This is a genomic window from Rhodococcus sp. 05-2254-5 (assembly GCF_002258575.1).
In the GTDB taxonomy this organism is placed as follows: Bacteria; Actinomycetota; Actinomycetes; order Mycobacteriales; family Mycobacteriaceae; genus Rhodococcoides; species Rhodococcoides fascians.
The window spans coordinates 23689-40068 of the sequence record NZ_NOZG01000027.1; the positions used below are offsets into that span (position 1 = coordinate 23689).

General features: G+C 64.3%; 14 protein-coding genes. 4 read left to right on the forward strand and 10 right to left on the reverse strand.

What is annotated here, in order from left to right:
• From CH278_RS18080 to CH278_RS18090, 3 genes are read right to left on the reverse strand one after another with little or no spacing between them, the layout of a single operon-like run.
• Nucleotides 1-1269, reverse strand: coding sequence for a glucarate dehydratase family protein (locus tag CH278_RS18080; RefSeq protein WP_032406034.1), 1269 nt, complete (start codon nt 1267-1269; stop codon nt 1-3).
• Nucleotides 1269-2195 carry a 5-dehydro-4-deoxyglucarate dehydratase gene (locus tag CH278_RS18085; protein WP_032374779.1) on the reverse strand — a complete coding sequence of 309 codons (927 nt, stop codon included), beginning with the start codon at nt 2193-2195 and terminating at the stop codon, nt 1269-1271. Before CH278_RS18085 ends, CH278_RS18080 begins: the two co-directional genes overlap by 1 nt.
• A 31-nt stretch (nt 2196-2226) precedes the next feature.
• A complete protein-coding gene (locus CH278_RS18090) occupies nt 2227-3825 on the reverse strand; it encodes an aldehyde dehydrogenase (NADP(+)) (RefSeq protein ID WP_032374780.1) in 1599 nt (532 codons plus the stop codon).
• A 288-nt stretch (nt 3826-4113) separates the two neighbouring features.
• Between CH278_RS18090 and CH278_RS18095 the strand changes: the two genes are divergently transcribed.
• The 3 genes from CH278_RS18095 (at nt 4114) to CH278_RS18105 (ending at nt 7716) form a co-directional block, all read left to right on the forward strand.
• A complete protein-coding gene (locus tag CH278_RS18095) occupies nt 4114-5460 on the forward strand; it encodes an enolase C-terminal domain-like protein (protein ID WP_032383321.1) in 1347 nt (448 codons plus the stop codon).
• A gap of 29 nt (nt 5461-5489) precedes the next feature.
• Nucleotides 5490-6443: a 2-hydroxyacid dehydrogenase gene (locus CH278_RS18100; RefSeq protein ID WP_094622544.1), complete on the forward strand. Its 954-nt coding sequence runs from the start codon at nt 5490-5492 to the stop codon at nt 6441-6443.
• Nucleotides 6444-6516: 73 nt separating this feature from the next.
• Nucleotides 6517-7716: an L-talarate/galactarate dehydratase gene (locus tag CH278_RS18105; protein WP_094622545.1), complete on the forward strand. Its 1200-nt coding sequence runs from the start codon at nt 6517-6519 to the stop codon at nt 7714-7716.
• A 63-nt stretch (nt 7717-7779) separates the two neighbouring features.
• Here CH278_RS18105 and CH278_RS18110 read toward each other — a convergent pair whose 3' ends face one another.
• From CH278_RS18110 to CH278_RS18135, 6 genes are all read right to left on the reverse strand, one after another.
• On the reverse strand, nt 7780-8577 hold the full coding sequence (locus tag CH278_RS18110) for an IclR family transcriptional regulator (protein WP_027495322.1): 798 nt from the start codon (nt 8575-8577) through the stop codon (nt 7780-7782).
• Between the two features lie 63 nt (nt 8578-8640).
• Nucleotides 8641-9801, reverse strand: a complete 1161-nt coding sequence (locus CH278_RS18115; RefSeq protein WP_027495323.1) for an enolase C-terminal domain-like protein — start codon at nt 9799-9801, stop codon at nt 8641-8643.
• Nucleotides 9802-9814: 13 nt separating this feature from the next.
• Complete coding sequence (locus CH278_RS18120) at nt 9815-11137, reverse strand: ABC transporter substrate-binding protein (RefSeq protein ID WP_027495324.1); 1323 nt, start codon at nt 11135-11137, stop codon at nt 9815-9817.
• A 26-nt stretch (nt 11138-11163) separates the two neighbouring features.
• Nucleotides 11164-12045, reverse strand: coding sequence for a carbohydrate ABC transporter permease (locus CH278_RS18125; RefSeq protein ID WP_027495325.1), 882 nt, complete (start codon nt 12043-12045; stop codon nt 11164-11166).
• A 5-nt stretch (nt 12046-12050) separates the two neighbouring features.
• On the reverse strand, nt 12051-13001 hold the full coding sequence (locus CH278_RS18130) for a carbohydrate ABC transporter permease (RefSeq protein WP_048317892.1): 951 nt from the start codon (nt 12999-13001) through the stop codon (nt 12051-12053).
• A 185-nt stretch (nt 13002-13186) separates the two neighbouring features.
• Entirely contained in the window at nt 13187-14107 is a 921-nt protein-coding gene (locus tag CH278_RS18135) for a hypothetical protein (protein ID WP_236253901.1), read from the reverse strand.
• Between the two features lie 149 nt (nt 14108-14256).
• On the opposite strand from CH278_RS18135, the gene CH278_RS18140 reads away from it, so the two are divergent.
• A complete protein-coding gene (locus CH278_RS18140) occupies nt 14257-15426 on the forward strand; it encodes a hypothetical protein (RefSeq protein ID WP_230597480.1) in 1170 nt (389 codons plus the stop codon).
• 81 nt (nt 15427-15507) lie between these two features.
• Here the strand turns inward: CH278_RS18140 and CH278_RS18145 are convergent, their stop codons facing one another.
• On the reverse strand, nt 15508-16332 hold the full coding sequence (locus CH278_RS18145; protein WP_032383313.1) for an NAD-dependent epimerase/dehydratase family protein: 825 nt from the start codon (nt 16330-16332) through the stop codon (nt 15508-15510).
• Between the last annotated feature and the right edge of the window lie 48 nt (nt 16333-16380).

Genomic DNA, 16380 nt, shown 5'->3' on the forward strand with positions numbered 1-16380 from the left:
TCACCAACGCGGGCAGGTGTTCTCGAAGCGCGGATCGATGCTCTGCATGTATCCGGTGTCGTCGCGGTCACGAATTCCGCAGTCCAGGTACTGCTGATGCAGTGCCGCGAGCGCGTCCTCGTCGATCTCGATGCCCAGACCGGGTCCGGTGGGAACGGCCACTGCGCCGTCGACGAAGTTCAACACCCCCGGCACGACGACATCCTCGTTCTTCCAGGGCCAATGCGTGTCGCAGGCATAGGTCAAGTTCGGTGTCGCCGCTGCGAGATGAACCATGGCGGCCAGACTGATTCCGAGGTGGCTGTTCGAGTGCATCGACAGTCCCATCTCGAACGTCTCGCAGATTCCGGCGAGCAACCTCGATCGCTGCAGTCCACCCCAATAGTGATGGTCTGACAACACCACCTGCACCGAATCCTTCACCACGGCAGGCTTCAGGTGATCGAAGGCAACGACACACATGTTCGTCGCCAGCGGCATCTTGGCTTCGCGCGCGACCTCGGCCATCCCGTCGAGCCCGGGCGTGGGATCTTCGAGATATTCGACGATGCCGTCGAGTTCGGCGGCTACCCGGATGGATGTGTCGACAGTCCAGGCGGCGTTGGGATCCAACCGCAACGGTAGCTCCGGGAACGCCTCACGAAGAGCCTTGATTCCGGCGATCTCCTCGTCGGGTGGAAAGACGCCGCCCTTGACCTTGACGGCCCCGAAGCCGTACTCGTCGATCATCTTTCGGGCCTGACGAACCAATCCGTCCGGATCGATCGCCTCACCCCATTCGTCGGGCTCCTGGCCGGGATGAGCTGCCCACTTGTAGAACAGATACGCACTGAACGGAACGGAGTCCCGAACCTTGCCGCCGAGCAGGTCGGACACCGGTCGACCCAGGACCTTGCCCTGCACGTCCAGGCACGCGATCTCGAACGGGGAGAACACCCGATCGGTGGTGCTGGCCGTGGTGATCATGCCTGCGACGCCGTCTCCGCCGGTGATCGACAGGGTTCCCAGAACGGCATCGATGGCATCTCGGATCTCGTTGAGCGCGAACACGTCCAGACCGGAGATGGCGGTGGAGGCCGCTTCCAGTCGAGCCAGATGAGCAGTGTCGGCGTACGTTTCACCGAGTCCGACGACACCGGCGTCGGTGTCCAGCTGAATTATCGCGCGGAGCGCATACGGCTGATGTACGCCGACGGTGTTGAGCAACGGAGGATCGACGAAGGCGATCGGTGTGATTCGAGCGCCGGTGATCAGGACCGGTTCTTGCATCAGTGCACCGCAAGCTCGTCTGCCAGCACGGCCCGGCCGGCGGCAACGATTGCGGTGAGTTCCTCGAGGTGCGGTGCGCTGATGTCCACCAGGGGTGGGCGAACCGGCCCTGCTTCGATGCCCTCCATCGTCACGCCGGCCTTGATGAGGGAGACGGCGTAGCCGGGAACCTTGTCGCGCAAGCGCACGAGCGGGTGGAAGAACTCGCGGAGCAATGCGGCAGTGAGCTTTTCGTTTCCGCTGTCGAGAGAGCGGTAGAACGCCAGTGCCAGTTCGGGTGCGAACGCGAATGTCGCGGAGGAGTACAGCGTGACACCGATCGCTCGGTACGCCTGCTGGGAGACCTCGGCGGTCGGTAGTCCGTTGAAGAACTGGAAGGGCTTGCCCGACGGCTCCAGAGCGTCCAGTACCGCGCGGACGATGCGGCCGACCTGGTCGAGATCGCCGGTGCCATCCTTGAATCCGACGACCGTGGGAAGCTGCGCAACCTCGACGGCGGACTCCTCGGTGAAGCGAGCGTTGCCGCGGTTGTAGACGATCAGCGGCAGATCCGATGCGGCGGCAACGGCCTTGGTGTAGTTGACGAGACCGGCTTGCGGCATCGTCACCAGGTACGGCGGCAGCAACAGGATGCCGTCGGCTCCGTTGGCCTTCGCCGCGTGTGCGAATGCCTTTGCCTGCGCGACGGATCCGCCTGCACCGGCGTAGACAGGAACGCGGCCTGCGACGCTGTCGACTGCGGTACGGACGATCTTGCCGAACTCCTCGAGTTCGAGGGCGTGGAATTCGCCGGTGCCGCAGGCAATGAACACTCCACCGGGTCCCGCGTCGACACCCTTCGTGATGTGAGCGGCCAGGAGGTCGTAATCGACCTCACCGGATGCGGTGAACGGGGTGACGGGGAAGAACAGAACTCCGTCGAGCATGGGGGTCTCCTCGAGAACTAGGTTGGGTGTGTCAGTCTTGGGTGAGCTGGCCGTCGATGCGGCGGAAGATGCCGTCCGGATTTCCGTCTGCGATGGCGTTGGGCAACAACGATTTCGGTACGTCCTGGTACGCGACCGGGCGCAGGAAGCGTTCGATCGCGAGCGATCCGACCGACGTGGTGCGGGAGTCCGAGGTCGCGGGGAACGGCCCGCCGTGCACCATGGCATGGCCGACCTCGACTCCGGTGGGCCATCCGTCGAACAGGATCCGGCCGGCCTTGAGTTCGAGCACCGAGAGCAGCTTTCCGGCCTCGGAATGATCGGATTCGTCGGCATGAATGGTGGCGGTGAGCTGACCTTCGAGCTGTGACGCCACCCGCCGAACCTGCTGGGCATCTGCACAGCGCACGACGAGGCTCGACGCGCCGAACACCTCGGCCTGCGCTGCCTCCGAGGTGAGGAACGTGGCCGCATCGGTGTCGAACAGCGCTGCGCGGCAGGCATTCGGGGCGTCGGTGTCGGATCCCCGCGCTACCACCGTCACCGCGTCGGACAGTGTTCGCACACCCTCGGCGTAGCTCGAGGCGATGTTCGGCGTCAGCATCGTCGAGGGAGCGGATTCTTGCACTGCGGCGGCAGCGGCGTCGATGAACGACTGCAAGCCCGGGCCGTCGACGGCGATGACCAGACCGGGATTGGTGCAGAACTGGCCCGAGCCCATCGTCAGCGATGCGACGAACGCGCGGCCCAATTCGGCTCCACGGGTGGCGAGTGCACCGTCCATGACGAACACCGGATTGATGGAACTCATCTCGGCGTACACCGGGATGGGCTCACGACGACCCGCCGCAGCAGCAACGAGAGCTGTTCCACCCGAACGCGATCCGGTGAATCCGACGGCCTTGATGCGAGGGTCGGTCACCAGAGCGGTGCCGAGTCCGCGGCCGGAGCCGAAGAGCAACGAGAATGTGCCGGAGGGCATTCCGGTGGAGATAACCGCGTCGGTGATGGCGCGGGCGACCAGCTCGGACGTTCCTGGATGGGCGTCGTGTGCTTTGACCACTACGGGGCAGCCGGCCGCGAGGGCAGAGGCGGTGTCGCCACCGGCGACGGAGAAGGCGAGGGGGAAGTTGCTGGCACCGAACACAGCAACCGGCCCGAGGGGGATCTGACGCTGACGGATGTCTGCACGCGGCAGCGGGCTGCGCTCGGGCTGGGCGGGGTCTATGCGGGCTCCGTTCCAACTGCCCTCGCGCAGAACCGAAGCGAACAGACGGAGTTGACCGGTGGTGCGGCCGACCTCGCCGGTGATGCGTGCCAGCGGCAGACCGGACTCGGCGACCGTCCGCTCAATGAGCGTGTCGCCCAGGGCCGCGATGTTGTCGGCGATGGTCTCGAGAAACCGTGCGCGAGTGTCCGACGAGGTAGCGCGGTAGTCGGCGAAGGCGTCGGCCGCTGCGGCACAGGCGCGCTCGACATCCGAGTCGTCGCCGTGGCCGTAGGCGGGTTCGAGATTCTCTCCGGTACCGGGATCGATTCCGTGAATCTGCGTCCCGGCACCGAAAACCGGAACGCCGGCGATGATCATCCGACCGGTGAGGTCGGTGGACTGTGTCGTCGACGCTGTCATGGGGTGACTCCTAAGGCAGTGGTGCGGTACGTGCAGTGACGCCGAGGCCGTGACCTGGCTCATAACTCACCACCGTAGGAGCCGGATCGATACATGTCCAAGTCTAAAAATGTTGTGTTTGATGCAGTCTCGGTATCGCCTGGCTGACCGTCTACTCGAGCGTGGATGCCGATCCTCGATACCTCGACTGCATCAGTCGATGCGCAGATGGTGTTGGACGGGAATCGATAGCTGGCCCTACTGTCGTCTGTGAGCCGAGTCACCAGAGGTATGCGAGAAAGGTCGGGCATGGTCGTCCACACCAGCACCCCCGTCGTCACCGAAATGCGTGTCATTCCCATTGCCGGTCACGACGACATGTTGCTGAACCTCAGCGGCGCGCACGCGCCGTATTTCACCCGCAATCTGGTGGTGCTCACCGACTCGGACGGGCGCACCGGCGTCGGCGAAGTGCCGGGCGGGGAGCCGATTCGGCAGACGCTCGAAGACGCGCGCGTGCTGGTCGAGGGGCAGAACATCGGCCGGTACAACGCGGTGCTGGCCGCCATGCGTCGCGCGTTCGCAGATCGTGATGCCGGTGGCCGCGGCGCGCAGACGTTCGATCTGCGGATCGCCATTCATGCGGTGACCGCGGTGGAATCGGCATTGTTGGATCTGCTCGGTCAGCATCTCGGCGTCAGCGTCGCGGCGTTGTTGGGCGAGGGGCAGCAGCGCGAGAAGGTGCAGGCGCTGGGCTACCTGTTCTTCGTCGCCGATCGCAACAAGACGGATCTCGCGTATCGGAGCAGCGCCGACGAGGCGGCCGGAGCCGACGACTGGCTGCGGATCAGGCACGAGGAGGCGATGGATCCGGAGTCGATCGTGCGCCTCGCCGAGGCTGCGCAGGCACGCTACGGGTTCCAGGATTTCAAGCTCAAGGGTGGTGCACTGCCGGCAGCCGAGGAGGCCGCCGCTGTTCGTGCTCTGGCCGAGCGCTTTCCCGAGGCTCGAATCACGTTGGATCCCAACGGCGGCTGGCTGCTGAAGGATGCGATCGAGACCTGCCGAGGGCTGCGTGACGTGCTGGCGTATGCCGAGGATCCCGTCGGCCCCGAGGGTGGTTTCTCGGGCCGCGAGGTGATGACGGAGTTCAAGCGGGCCACCGGGTTACAGACCGCGACCAACATGATCGCGACGGACTGGCGCGAGATGGGCCACACCGTCCGGTCCGGTGCCGTGGACATCCCGCTGGCCGATCCGCACTTCTGGACGATGGCCGGGTCGGTGCGTGTCGCGCAGCTCTGCGACGCGTGGGGCCTGACGTGGGGATCGCACTCCAACAACCACTTCGACGTCTCCCTGGCGATGTTCACGCATGTCGCTGCTGCAGCTCCCGGGAACATCACCGCCATCGACACCCACTGGATCTGGCAGGACGGGCAGCGAGTCACCAAGGAGCCGTTCACGATCGAGGATGGCTACCTCACGGTGCCCGACAAGCCGGGTCTGGGTGTCGAACTCGACTTCGAGCAGATCGATGCGGCGCACGAGCTGTACCAGAAGGAAGGACTGGGGGCCCGAGACGACGCCATCGGCATGCAGTACCTGATCGAGGGCTGGACATTCGACAGCAAGCGCCCGGCCCTCGTTCGATGAGTTCTGGTGCGTCGAGTTCTGTTGGGTCGATGAAGATCGTCGTCGGTGACCGCAACGTCGTGCCGCATCGCGAGCAGTTCGAGGCGGGTTTGCCGGCGAACGCCGAGGTGGTGTGGAGCGTTCCCTTCGACGAGCAGGACGTGATCGCGCATCTGCACGACGCCGACGTCTATGTCGGCGGCAAGTTCAGTGCGGCCATGGGCGCGGCTGCCCCGAGGCTGCGGATGGTTCACGTTGCCGGTGCCGGTACCGACAACGTGGATCGATCCGGAATGCGGCCCGATGTGCAGGTGTGCAACTCCTTTCACCACGAGCAGTCGATTGCCGAATACGTCGTCGCGGCAACGGTGATGTTGCGACGAAAGTTCCTGCAGCAGGACCGCGCCCTCCGCTCGGGATTGTTTGCCACGTCCGTGTACGACCCGACCATCCCGCAGCCGTTGTCGCTCAGCGGTGCGCGGATCGGGTTCGTCGGGTTCGGACACATCGGCCGGCAGACCTGGCAGCTTTTTCGGGCATACGGGGCAACCGGTGCTGCCGTCACCGGGAGCGGTCGGGCTTCGGACGAGGGTCTCGAATGGGTCTCGGATGCACAGGATTTGGGAAAGCTTGCCGAGTTCGCCGATGTACTCGTGGTTTCCGCACCGCTGAACGAGCACACCCGCGGCATGATCGGTGCCGAGGAACTGCGCAGGCTGGGAAGCGGAGGGATCGTCGTCAACGTCGGTCGAGGCCCGCTGATTCAGGAACATCCACTGTTCGACGCCCTGTCTCGCAACGAGATTGCCGCCGCCGCCATCGATGTCTGGTACAGCTACCCGGGGCCGGACGGGCGTGGTGAGCCCAGTTCCTTGCCGTTCCGCGAGCTGGAGAACGTGCTGATGACGCCGCACTCGTCGGGCGTCACGCATCACACGTTCGTCGGCCGGGTCGCCGACATCGCGTCGAACATCAATGCACTTGCCGTATCGATGGCCCGCTGAATTGTGTTGGACGCGTATAGAAACCCGAATTAGGCTGTGAGGCAACACCCTTCGCAATCACAGGAGACGTGAGATGACAACGTACATCGACAAGCCCTCGAGCGGACTCACCGCGCCCGATGCGGCGATTCGGGCCCTCGCATCCGGTGACGCGTCCGTCGACAGCATCTCCGAGGTGACGCTGTCCTCGATCGTGCTGCCGCTGCGCAATCCGATCAGCGACGCCAAGGTTCTCACCGGTCGACAGAAGGCGATGACCGAGGTGGTGTTTCTGTTCGTCGAGATCCGTACCGAACAGGGCCATGAGGGAATCGGTTTCAGCTATTCGAAGCGGGCGGGTGGGCCTGCCCAGTTCGCGCACGCCCAGGAGATCGCGCCGGTGCTCATCGGTGAGGACCCGAACGATATCGGCAAGGTCTGGACCAAGTTGGTGTGGGCCGGAGCGTCGGTCGGCCGCAGTGGCGTTGCCACACAGGCCATCGCTGCGATCGATATTGCCCTGTGGGATCTCAAAGCCAAGCGCGCCGGGTTACCGCTGGCGAAGCTGATCGGCGCGTCCCGCGATTCGGTGCAGACGTACAACACCTCCGGTGGATTTCTGCACACTCCGATCGAGGAGGTCATGGACAACGCGGCCGGGTCGCTCGCGAACGGCATCGGCGGTATCAAACTCAAAGTGGGTCAACCTGATTGGCGCACCGACATCGCCCGCGTCACCGCGGTACGCGAGTTCCTCGGTGACGACGTCCCGCTGATGGTCGACGCCAATCAACAGTGGGATCGTCCGACGGCGAACCGCATGTGCCGCATCCTCGAGCAGTTCGACCTCGTCTGGATCGAGGAACCGCTCGATGCCTACGACGCCGAGGGGCATGCGATGCTGGCCAGGAATTTCGACACCTCCATTGCGACGGGGGAGATGCTGGCCAGCGTCGGCGAGCATGTCCGTCTCCTCGAGGCCGGCGCGGTCGACATCCTGCAGCCCGACGCACCCCGCATCGGCGGCATCACCCAGTTCCTGAAATTGGCCGGGTTGGCCGAACACCACAACGTGCAGCTCGCCCCGCACTTTGCGATGGAGATTCATCTGCACCTCGCGGCGGTGTACCCACTGCAGACATGGGTGGAGCACTTCGACTGGTTGGACCCATTGTTCGACGAGCACCTCGAGACGCGGGACGGCCGGATGCACCTGTCCGCTCGCCCGGGGCTGGGATTCACATTGAGCGAGCAGGGCCGGGCCTGGACGGTGGCGAAGGCAGTGGTGCGCTGACGCGCATGTGCGCGGAAACTCGACCCCTGCTACGAAGTTCCGCGCACGTGCCGCGAAGCGGCTTTACCGCACTCCCTCGGCTCGCAGTTCTCGGGCCCAGGCCGCAGCATGGTCGGTGAGGACGCCCGCGATGCGTTCGAGTTCGCCCGGGTACGACGCGACTTCGGCAGGCATGGAGACGCTGAGTGCGTCGGTGGCCGGAATTCGGTACGGCACCACGGTCGCGATGCAGACGACGCCGGGGGTGCCCTGCTCCTGCTCCAGTGACCAGCCGCGGCGGCGAACCTGCGCGAGTTCGGCGATCAGGGCATCACGGTCGACGATGGTGTTCTCGGTGTACCGCTCGAGTTTCTTCGGCAGCAGCTGTGTCACCTCGTCGGTCGTGAGTTCGGCGAGCAGTGCTTGGCCGAGGGCGGTGACGTGGCACGGCAGCTTGCGTCCGACACGGTGCATGCGCCGCACCTCGAGCTTGGAACCGCGGCTGGCGAGGTAGATGACGCAATCCTCGTCGCGCCGGGCGAAGTGGACGGTGTGCCGGACGTCCGAGCGCAACGTCTCCAGTACCGCTGCGGCCCGACCGACGACGGAATCCTTGTCCAGGTAGGACGTGCCCGTGAGTAGCGCGTGAGTCCCGATGCCATATCGCGAACCGGATTCGTCGGCCTCGATCCAGCGGAGGTCTTTCAGCGTCCTGAGCAGTGCATGCAGACTCGACCGCGGATACCCGCAGGCCTCCTGGAGCTCGCCGAGACTCATGCGGGCGGGAGACGCGGCCAGGGTCTCGAGGATGTGGATCGTGCGTTCGGCGGACTTCACCGGCTGGCTCTCCGGCGCAGCTGTTGCCGTGACATCGTTCACCATGGAGACAGTGTCCCCCATGATGAACGACGGCTCATACGCGGACACGAATTTTGTGGACGGACATCAGTACTCGGCGACCAGATTGTTCGAGATGTACTCGAGGTCGATGTCCTCGCCCAGGCCCGGGCGGGTGGGCATCTGGACCATCCCGTTCGCGTCGATCGGATCGACGATGGACTTCAGATGCGGCGGCACCCAGTCGTAGTCCACCAGCGGATGCAGCAGGCCGCGCTCGTACCACTGGATGTTCGGAGCACCGCCGACGAGCGCGAGGTTGGGTGCGCCGTTGCCGTGGATCTCGCAGTCGAGTCCGAAGCCGTCGGCCATGTGCACCGTCTTGAGTGCAGGCGTGATGCCGCCGCCGTTCATCGCACCGACGCGCAGGATGTCGCAGGCATCGCTCGCAATCCAGTCCGCTCGCGAACGATGCCGACCTGGTGTGGTTTCGGGACCGATGACGGGTGTGGCGATCTGATCCGCCAGCCACTTGTAGGAGCGCATCGAGAATTCGTCCATGGGCTCCTCGAACCAATCGAACTTCAGCGCATCGAGTTCGCGGCCGAGCTTGAGAGCGTCGGTGCGGGAGTACCAGTGATAGCCGTCGAGCATCAACGAAAACCCGGGCCCGACGGCATCTCGTACCGCGGCGCAGGCCTCGATGTCCCGAGTCAGGTTCGGAGCCCCCTCCAGGGGTGGCATCCAGGTGTGCAGTTTGATTCCCTGATAGCCCTGATTCTTCAGTGCAACAGCAAAATCCGCGTACTCCTGGGGACTCGAAAGGCCGCCCTCGATGGTGTCTCCGCACATGGTGCTCGCGTAGGCCTTGACTTCACTTCGGGCTCCGCCCAGCAGCTTCCACACCGGGGTGTCGAATCGGTTGCCGGCCAGATCCCACAGGGCCTGATCGAGGTAGCTGCAGGTGTGTTCGGGAAGCTCGACGGCCCTGGTGCGTTGTCGAATCGCGAACTTGCGATCCATCTCCTCGCGATGCAGCGGGTCGGTACCGATCAGCACCGGCCGAAAGTGCTGCTCCACTTGATCTTCACGCAGATAGTTGGTCTTGCCCAGCACGTGCCCGCTGACTCCGTCGGAATCGGTGATGCGCAGCAAAGCCTGGGTTGTGGGTATCGACGGTCCGGGGTGTCGATGTCCGTAGGAGTCGACGGCGGTACGGGCCTCGGTCTTGAAGACCTGGACGGCAATCTCGGTGATGACGCTGGACATAGTAGTGGAACCCCTATTTACCCTGTCGGGCATCGTATTTGGCCTTGGAACGGTTGAGCTTCTCGGCGAAGTCGTCGGCGAAATCCTGGGCGCTGAGCTGTCCGATGAGCACCTTCTGCCACTGCCCGAGCATCTGAACCTGCACGATCTTTCCGAAATCGGGTAGATAGTCCGGCGGGGTGACCAGCACGGTCTTCGGATCGTCGAGGGCGGACTGGGCCGCCTGGACCGATGGCATCGTCTGGAAGGACGGTGCGGATCTGGCGGTGGCATTGACCGGGATTTGGCCGACGTTCTCGTTCCAATAGGCCTGCGAATCCGGCGAGGTCATGAACTCGAGGAACTTCCAGGCCGCTGCCTGGTGCTGGCTACTCTTGAACACTGTGTAGGAGGGGAACGGATCGGTCATCACCGTGCGGACGCCGTTGTCCGCGAGTGGAAGCGCAACGGCACCGACTTTGTCGCCGAGTGCCTTGCGGTGGTTGCTCAGTGATCCGAGGTTGTGCTGCATCATCGCAACCGAACCACCGCCGAAGCTGGCGACCATCTGTGGAAAACCGTTGTTGACGTCGGCGGTAGGTGTGTCGACGTCGTAGAGGGCCGCAAAACGTTCGATGGCGTCCACCATCTCGGGCCGGTTGACGGTGGATTCGCTACCGTCGAAGAAGTTGTCGATGCCGGTGGTGGCGAACATGTGCTGCAACAACGGGTAGATCGAGCCGGCACCGCCTCGGATGGTGAACCCGTAACGACCCGCGGACTTGTCGGTCAGTTCGTCTGCGGCTTCGTAGAATTCGTCCCAGGTATCCGGTGGCTCGATGCCGGCCTCCGCGAACCAGTCGGCTCGGTACCACAGCGTGGCGTTGTTACTGGTGAACGGCAGACCGTACAGGTTCTCGCCGCCTCCGGACTCCATCGCCGACTCGATGATCTTCGGGTCGTACTGGTCCTTCTGCGGAGAGGCTGCCATGAAGTCGTCGAGCGGAATCACGGCACTCTGGGCAACGAGCGGTGCGAGGTACGCGGTGGATACGATGCCCAGATCGGGAGCCGACCCACCGGCGAGGGCTGTCTGATACTTCTGCTGGGCACTGTCGGACGGTAGACCGACGTATTCGATGTCGATGCCTGGGTTGATGTTCTCGAAGCGTCGAATCAGTTCCTCGTACAACGGGGTTCGATCAGGCCCGGCGTTGTTGTCCCAGAACGTGAGGGTTCCGCTGTTCGGATCGCCGAGGGCACCGTCGGGCAGGGAGGTCTCGGAACTGCAGGATGCCAGCACGAGCGTGGCCACCGCACCGACGAGGGTGGTGCGCAGCAGGGTGCGTCGATTCATGTCGATTCTCTTTCCGTACGTCATGATCAGCCCTTCACCGCACCGGCGCTGAGGCCTTGGACGAGGTACTTCTGGATGACGGCGAAGACCGCGACCACGGGCACTGCGGCGATCAGACCGCCGGCCGCGAGGACGCCGAAGTCGACGTTGTAGGAGCCGATCGTGTAGCTCAAACCGACTGGGAGAGTGAACTTGTCCTGGCTACTGATGAACATCAGACCGAACAGGAAGTTGTTCCAGCTGCCGATGAATGCGAAGGAACCGACGGCGATCAACCCGGGCCGCAGAAGCGGGAGCATGATGATTCGGAAGGCTTTCAGACGCGAGCAGCCATCGACCATCGCGGCCTCTTCGAGTTCGACGGGGATCTGAGAGATGAAGCCTGCCATCAGCATTGCTGCAAGTGGTAGTTGGAAGACGGTATCGGCGACGATGAGACCGAAGAGGTTGTTCACCAGGCCCATTTCGCGGAAAACCTGGAACAGCGGAATGAGCAGCATCGCGCCGGGGACGAACTGGCTGCACAGCAGAGCCATCACGAGGGGAATCTTGGCGCGGAATTTGAAGCGTGCCAACGCATAGCCGGTCGCCAGCGCGACGAAGGTGGTGAGCACGAGAGACAGGCCGGCCACGATGAGGCTGTTCTTGAAGAAGAAGCTGAAGCCGAGGGTGTTCCAGACGGTGTCGAAATGGTCGAGCGTGATAGGCCAGGGGAGCATCGAATTGGACCCGGCAGGCCGGAACGCGAAGACGATCATCCAGTAGAACGGGACGAGGGTGAAGAGCAGGTAGACGGCCAACGGAAGGCCGACGCTGAACACGCGGGGCTTTGCGCGATGCACGCGCACCTTCTCGGAGTGGTCCTGCGGCGGAGTGGTCACGACGGGACGGTCTGCGGTAGTGGTCATGTGCGTCAGGCCTTATCGCTGTTGAATTTGCTGAGGCGCAAGTAGAGGATCGAGCAGAAGAGCAGGATCACGAAGGCCACGGTGGTCAGAGCCGATCCGTACCCGAAGTCCTGCGCGGTGGTTGCGAGCTGAGAGACGTAGAGCGGCAACGTGGTTGTCACGTCGGCTGGTCCGCCCGCAGTGAGGGTGTAGAGAAGATCGACGTTGTTGAACTCCCAGACCCCGCGCAGCAGGGTGGACAGAATAATCACGGCTTTGAGGTGTGGCAGCGTCACGAACCGGAAGCGTTGCCAGCGGTTCGCGCCGTCCACGTTCGCGGCCTCGTACAGATCCTTGGGCGCACTCTGCAGTTCGGCCAGGATGAGAATGGCGAAGAACGGAACTCCGCGCCAGAGCTCGGCAACGCTGGTGGCCCAGAACGCGGTGTCCGGATCGGCGATCGGCGCGGCGGTACCGTCGCCGATGCCCATGTTGCCCAGCAGTTTGAACAATCCCGTCGACGGGTTGTAGATGAGCAGCCAGATGCCGGTGGTGAGCACCCCGGAGACGGCCCAGGGAGAGAACACCAGGGCACGGGCCAGGCCGCGTCCGCGGAACACCTCGTTGACCAGCAGGGCCAGTCCGAGGCCGAGGATCAGCTGGAACACGACCTGCACGCCCACCCACTTGGCGGTGACGACGAGGCTGTTCCAGAACAGGTCGTCGGCGAACATCAGCTTGAAGTTCTCCAGGCCCGCAAAGCCGTTGTCCCACGGCGTCGTCGGGTTGTAGAACTGCAGGCTGTAGTAGAAGACGCTGCCGACCGGGTAGAAGATGAACACTGCCAGCAGGATGACGACGGGCGCGATCAGGATGTACGGGGCCGAGATGCGGCGCTTGCGTTTCGGTCGAACGGGAGGGATGGCCGCGCTGGACGCGCGGGTACCTCCCGACCGGGGTGGTGTGGTGGTGACCATGGGGACGCTCCGAAGCGTTCGGGGCCGGATGGAAAGCCGGCGAGCGGGTCTGGCGGGATGTCTTCCGACCCTGAGTGAGCCGGGTCGTGCAAGTTTTGTCTGTTCACATATCTGAACGAGCGTCTTCTATGTGAATTTCTGGACCAACTATGACGGCAGTCACAAGCGCTGTCAAGCATTCCCGGTCACACGTGCAGGCTCAACCAGCCGGCCGCCGCGTCCTGCATGGTCGTGGTGAATCGATGCGGTTCCGAAAACCATTGTGTGAACAGTGTTTCCGATTCTCCGTAGTCGCGGCGCAATGATGCCTCGGCGTCGCGCATGCCGGGGATGCCGAAATGGGAGTCCAGCTCAGCGAATTGGACCAACAATGGGGTCGGGGCTGCTGCCCCGGCGATCTCCGGCCAGTCGCACACCGCAGGCAGGCCCGGGGTGATCATCAACCAGGTGGTGTCGTCCGCGTGACCGTTCGCGATATCGGCGAACGTGCTCATCGATGCCGTAATCACTCCTGCCCGCAGGCGATCGCTGCACGCCAGTAGATGTGCGACGCGCACTCCGCCACCGGAGAAGCCGGCAGTGGCGATGCGGTGTGCGTCCACCTCGGGGCACTCCGTCATTACCTGCAGCGCGATCAGGTCCTCGCTCAGCACCTGCCCGGCCAATGAACTGCCCCGTAGCGCTGCCATTTTTGCGAGTCCGTGCTCGTGCTCGCGTGCGGCGGCCTCGTATCTCGGCAGCCCTTCCAGTTGGGCACCGGCACGTCGAGCCCGCTCGGGGAGGTCCTCCCACGGCACCCGGCGACTGCCCCACGGGAACACGTCGTGGACCAGGACTGCGAAACCCGCTGCAACCAGACGGGCGGCGGGCGCGCTGCCGCCGTATCCGCGCCTGCGCAACTCCTCGAGGTCGGGTGCCATGCCGTCAGGGCCCTCTGCCACCTTCTCCTTGCCGTAGAACTTCATCCCGTCGTGACCGTGCATGAGCAGGATCGCGGGCAGTGGAGTCTTTGCGTCCGGGGGCGTCAGCAGCCATGCGGACGTGTCATCCCAGTTCAGCTCCACGCCGGAGATGCCATCGCGTGTCCAGGTCCGACCGCGGGTCACGTGCGGACGCGAAGGATCGTCGAATGCCCCCAGGGCTCGCCGGATCTCTGCTCGTCGCGTGAATCGTGGACAGTTGGGCTCGAATTGTGTTCCCATGTGTGAACTCAGTTCTCTCTATCGAACAAATCAGCCATCGAAGGATGATCTTCATGACCGTCGACCGCATCGTCGCGCACGCCTACCCCTGGGACGTCCTGGGCGATCCGCATTTCGTCGAACGCGCCAACACACTCGGGGTGCACGAGATCTCGCTTGCCGCGACGTACCACTCCACCAGAGCGGCAACCCCGCTGCATCCGCAGCACAAAGTGGTCGACGCCCACCACGCAGCGCTGTATCGACCGGTTCGTCCCGACGCTTGGGCCGGGCACACGATCACTGCGCGGACGGCCGCCTGGGGCGGTGCCGAGGACGCGTTCGGCGAGGCAGCGGGTGTGCTGCGGGAGGCCGGATTCCTGGTGAACGCGTGGATCGTGCTGACACACAGCACAATTCTCGGCCACGCCCATCCCGAGGCGACCGTCGTCAACTGTTTCGGAGATGCCTATCGCTATGCCCTCGCACCAGGGCATCCCGACATCGTGCGTTACAGCGCCACGCTCGCGGCCGAAGCGATCCGCGGCGTCGAAGTACACGGGGTGTCCGTCGAGGCCTGCGGGCAGCTGGGCTTCGCTCATGTCGGACCACACGAGAAGACGGACGGCGCGTTCCCTGGCATCGGCGACACGCTGATGTCGATCAGCTGCACACAGCGCGAGCTCGACGCCTGGAGCGAACGAGGCGTCGACTCGGGGAAGGTGACGCACAAGCTGCGCGACGGTGTCGACGCCCTGTCGGCCGGAACCTTGCCTGCCGGTGCGGCGATCACGGACGTGTTGGCCGCCGACGAGATCGACGCGGTGCTCGCCGTCCGGCACGCCGACGCCGATCACCTTCGCGCGGAAGTGCTTGCCGCCGTGCGTGAACAGGCGCCGTCGGCACGCGTGACGCTGCACGGTCACCCGGATCCATGGAAGACCGGGCCTTCGCCTGCGTTGACCGCCTCCGCGCCCGCCGATGTCGATGCGGTGCTCGTGTCGGCCTGGCCGGGAACGGCCGAGACGGTGTCGGTGGTGCAGGCAACCCGCGCGGCCGTCGGCGACGGGGTGGACGTCGGTGCCTACGTATCGGTACTGCCGCCGAAGAAGCTGGACGAGGTCGCTGCGCATGTGGCCGCGACCCTCGACGCGGGGGCGAACGAGCTGCACCTCTATCACCTCGGTCTCGTCAATCGACCCCAGCTCGATGCGCTGGGGTCGATCGTCACAACGTATTCGTAGGGGTCGACAACGGGTGCTCCACTCGACCGGCCTCGGCGCGGAATCCCGCAGTCCGGGTGGTCGAGTGGAGCAGAGGGTGCATCACCGCATCCGTTGGCCGAGCGGGTGATCACAGAACGCGCCGCCGACTCGCTGCAGGATCGGATCGCTGAACGTCCACTCGTGTTCGGCCAGGAATTGCTCGGCGAACTGTTCCGCGTCGTCGCGAGGCAGGTATCCGATCTCCGCACCCTCGTTGCCCGACCACCATGCGCGCGAGTTCTTCGAGATTCCCCACACGGTGTGAAAACCTTTGGCGCTGTCCGACAGTGAGGCCTCGATCAGTCGCGCAGTGTCGGCGGGCGACATCCAGGTGGCCAGGCCGCGGTAGTTGGGCGGCGCGGCGAAGCTCGAACCGATACGCAGATTGACGACGTCGATACCGAAGCGGTCGTGGTACATCCGGCCGAGGGCTTCGACCGCTGCCTTGCTCCACCCGTAGAATCCGTCGGGTCGCGGAACGGCGTCGCCCGGAAGTGGCGAGTCGCCTGCCTCGTCGTGCGTCCAGAATCCGACTGCGTGATTGCTCGACGCCACCACTATCCGAGAAACCCCCTGCGCCACAGCGGCTTCGAAGACTGCCTGAGTGCCGTCGACGTTCACCGACAGAATGTTGGCCCACGAGTCCTCGGTGCTCAATCCCCCAAGGTGCAGGATTGCATCGACACCGTCCACCGCGGCGGCCACGGCAGCGCGATCGGTGACCGAACCCTGTACGAATTCCTCTGTGGCCGAATCGATGTCGGTGATCTCGGCGATATCGAACAGGCGCAGCGTGCGGCCGGGAGTCGCCAGTAGAGGCCTGAGCATCGCCCCCATGTTGCCTGCGGCCCCGGTGATGAGCACTCGTGAAACGGTGTCGGTCATTCTTCTCGAACTCCTTCGATGGAAACCTTGTAATGGGCATCACAGTAA

What these genes read in the sequence shown, in the direction of transcription:
- CH278_RS18080 (WP_032406034.1), bottom strand. Translation starts at nt 1,269, where the DNA reads ATGCAAGAACCGGTCCTGATCACCGGCGCTCGAATCACACCGATCGCC.
- CH278_RS18085 (WP_032374779.1), bottom strand. Translation starts at nt 2,195, where the DNA reads ATGCTCGACGGAGTTCTGTTCTTCCCCGTCACCCCGTTCACCGCATCC.
- CH278_RS18090 (WP_032374780.1), bottom strand. Translation starts at nt 3,825, where the DNA reads ATGACAGCGTCGACGACACAGTCCACCGACCTCACCGGTCGGATGATC.
- CH278_RS18095 (WP_032383321.1), top strand. Translation starts at nt 4,114, where the DNA reads ATGGTCGTCCACACCAGCACCCCCGTCGTCACCGAAATGCGTGTCATT.
- CH278_RS18100 (WP_094622544.1), top strand. Translation starts at nt 5,490, where the DNA reads ATGAAGATCGTCGTCGGTGACCGCAACGTCGTGCCGCATCGCGAGCAG.
- CH278_RS18105 (WP_094622545.1), top strand. Translation starts at nt 6,517, where the DNA reads ATGACAACGTACATCGACAAGCCCTCGAGCGGACTCACCGCGCCCGAT.
- CH278_RS18110 (WP_027495322.1), bottom strand. Translation starts at nt 8,577, where the DNA reads ATGGTGAACGATGTCACGGCAACAGCTGCGCCGGAGAGCCAGCCGGTG.
- CH278_RS18115 (WP_027495323.1), bottom strand. Translation starts at nt 9,801, where the DNA reads ATGTCCAGCGTCATCACCGAGATTGCCGTCCAGGTCTTCAAGACCGAG.
- CH278_RS18120 (WP_027495324.1), bottom strand. Translation starts at nt 11,137, where the DNA reads ATGAATCGACGCACCCTGCTGCGCACCACCCTCGTCGGTGCGGTGGCC.
- CH278_RS18125 (WP_027495325.1), bottom strand. Translation starts at nt 12,045, where the DNA reads ATGACCACTACCGCAGACCGTCCCGTCGTGACCACTCCGCCGCAGGAC.
- CH278_RS18130 (WP_048317892.1), bottom strand. Translation starts at nt 13,001, where the DNA reads ATGGTCACCACCACACCACCCCGGTCGGGAGGTACCCGCGCGTCCAGC.
- CH278_RS18140 (WP_230597480.1), top strand. Translation starts at nt 14,257, where the DNA reads ATGACCGTCGACCGCATCGTCGCGCACGCCTACCCCTGGGACGTCCTG.
- CH278_RS18145 (WP_032383313.1), bottom strand. Translation starts at nt 16,332, where the DNA reads ATGACCGACACCGTTTCACGAGTGCTCATCACCGGGGCCGCAGGCAAC.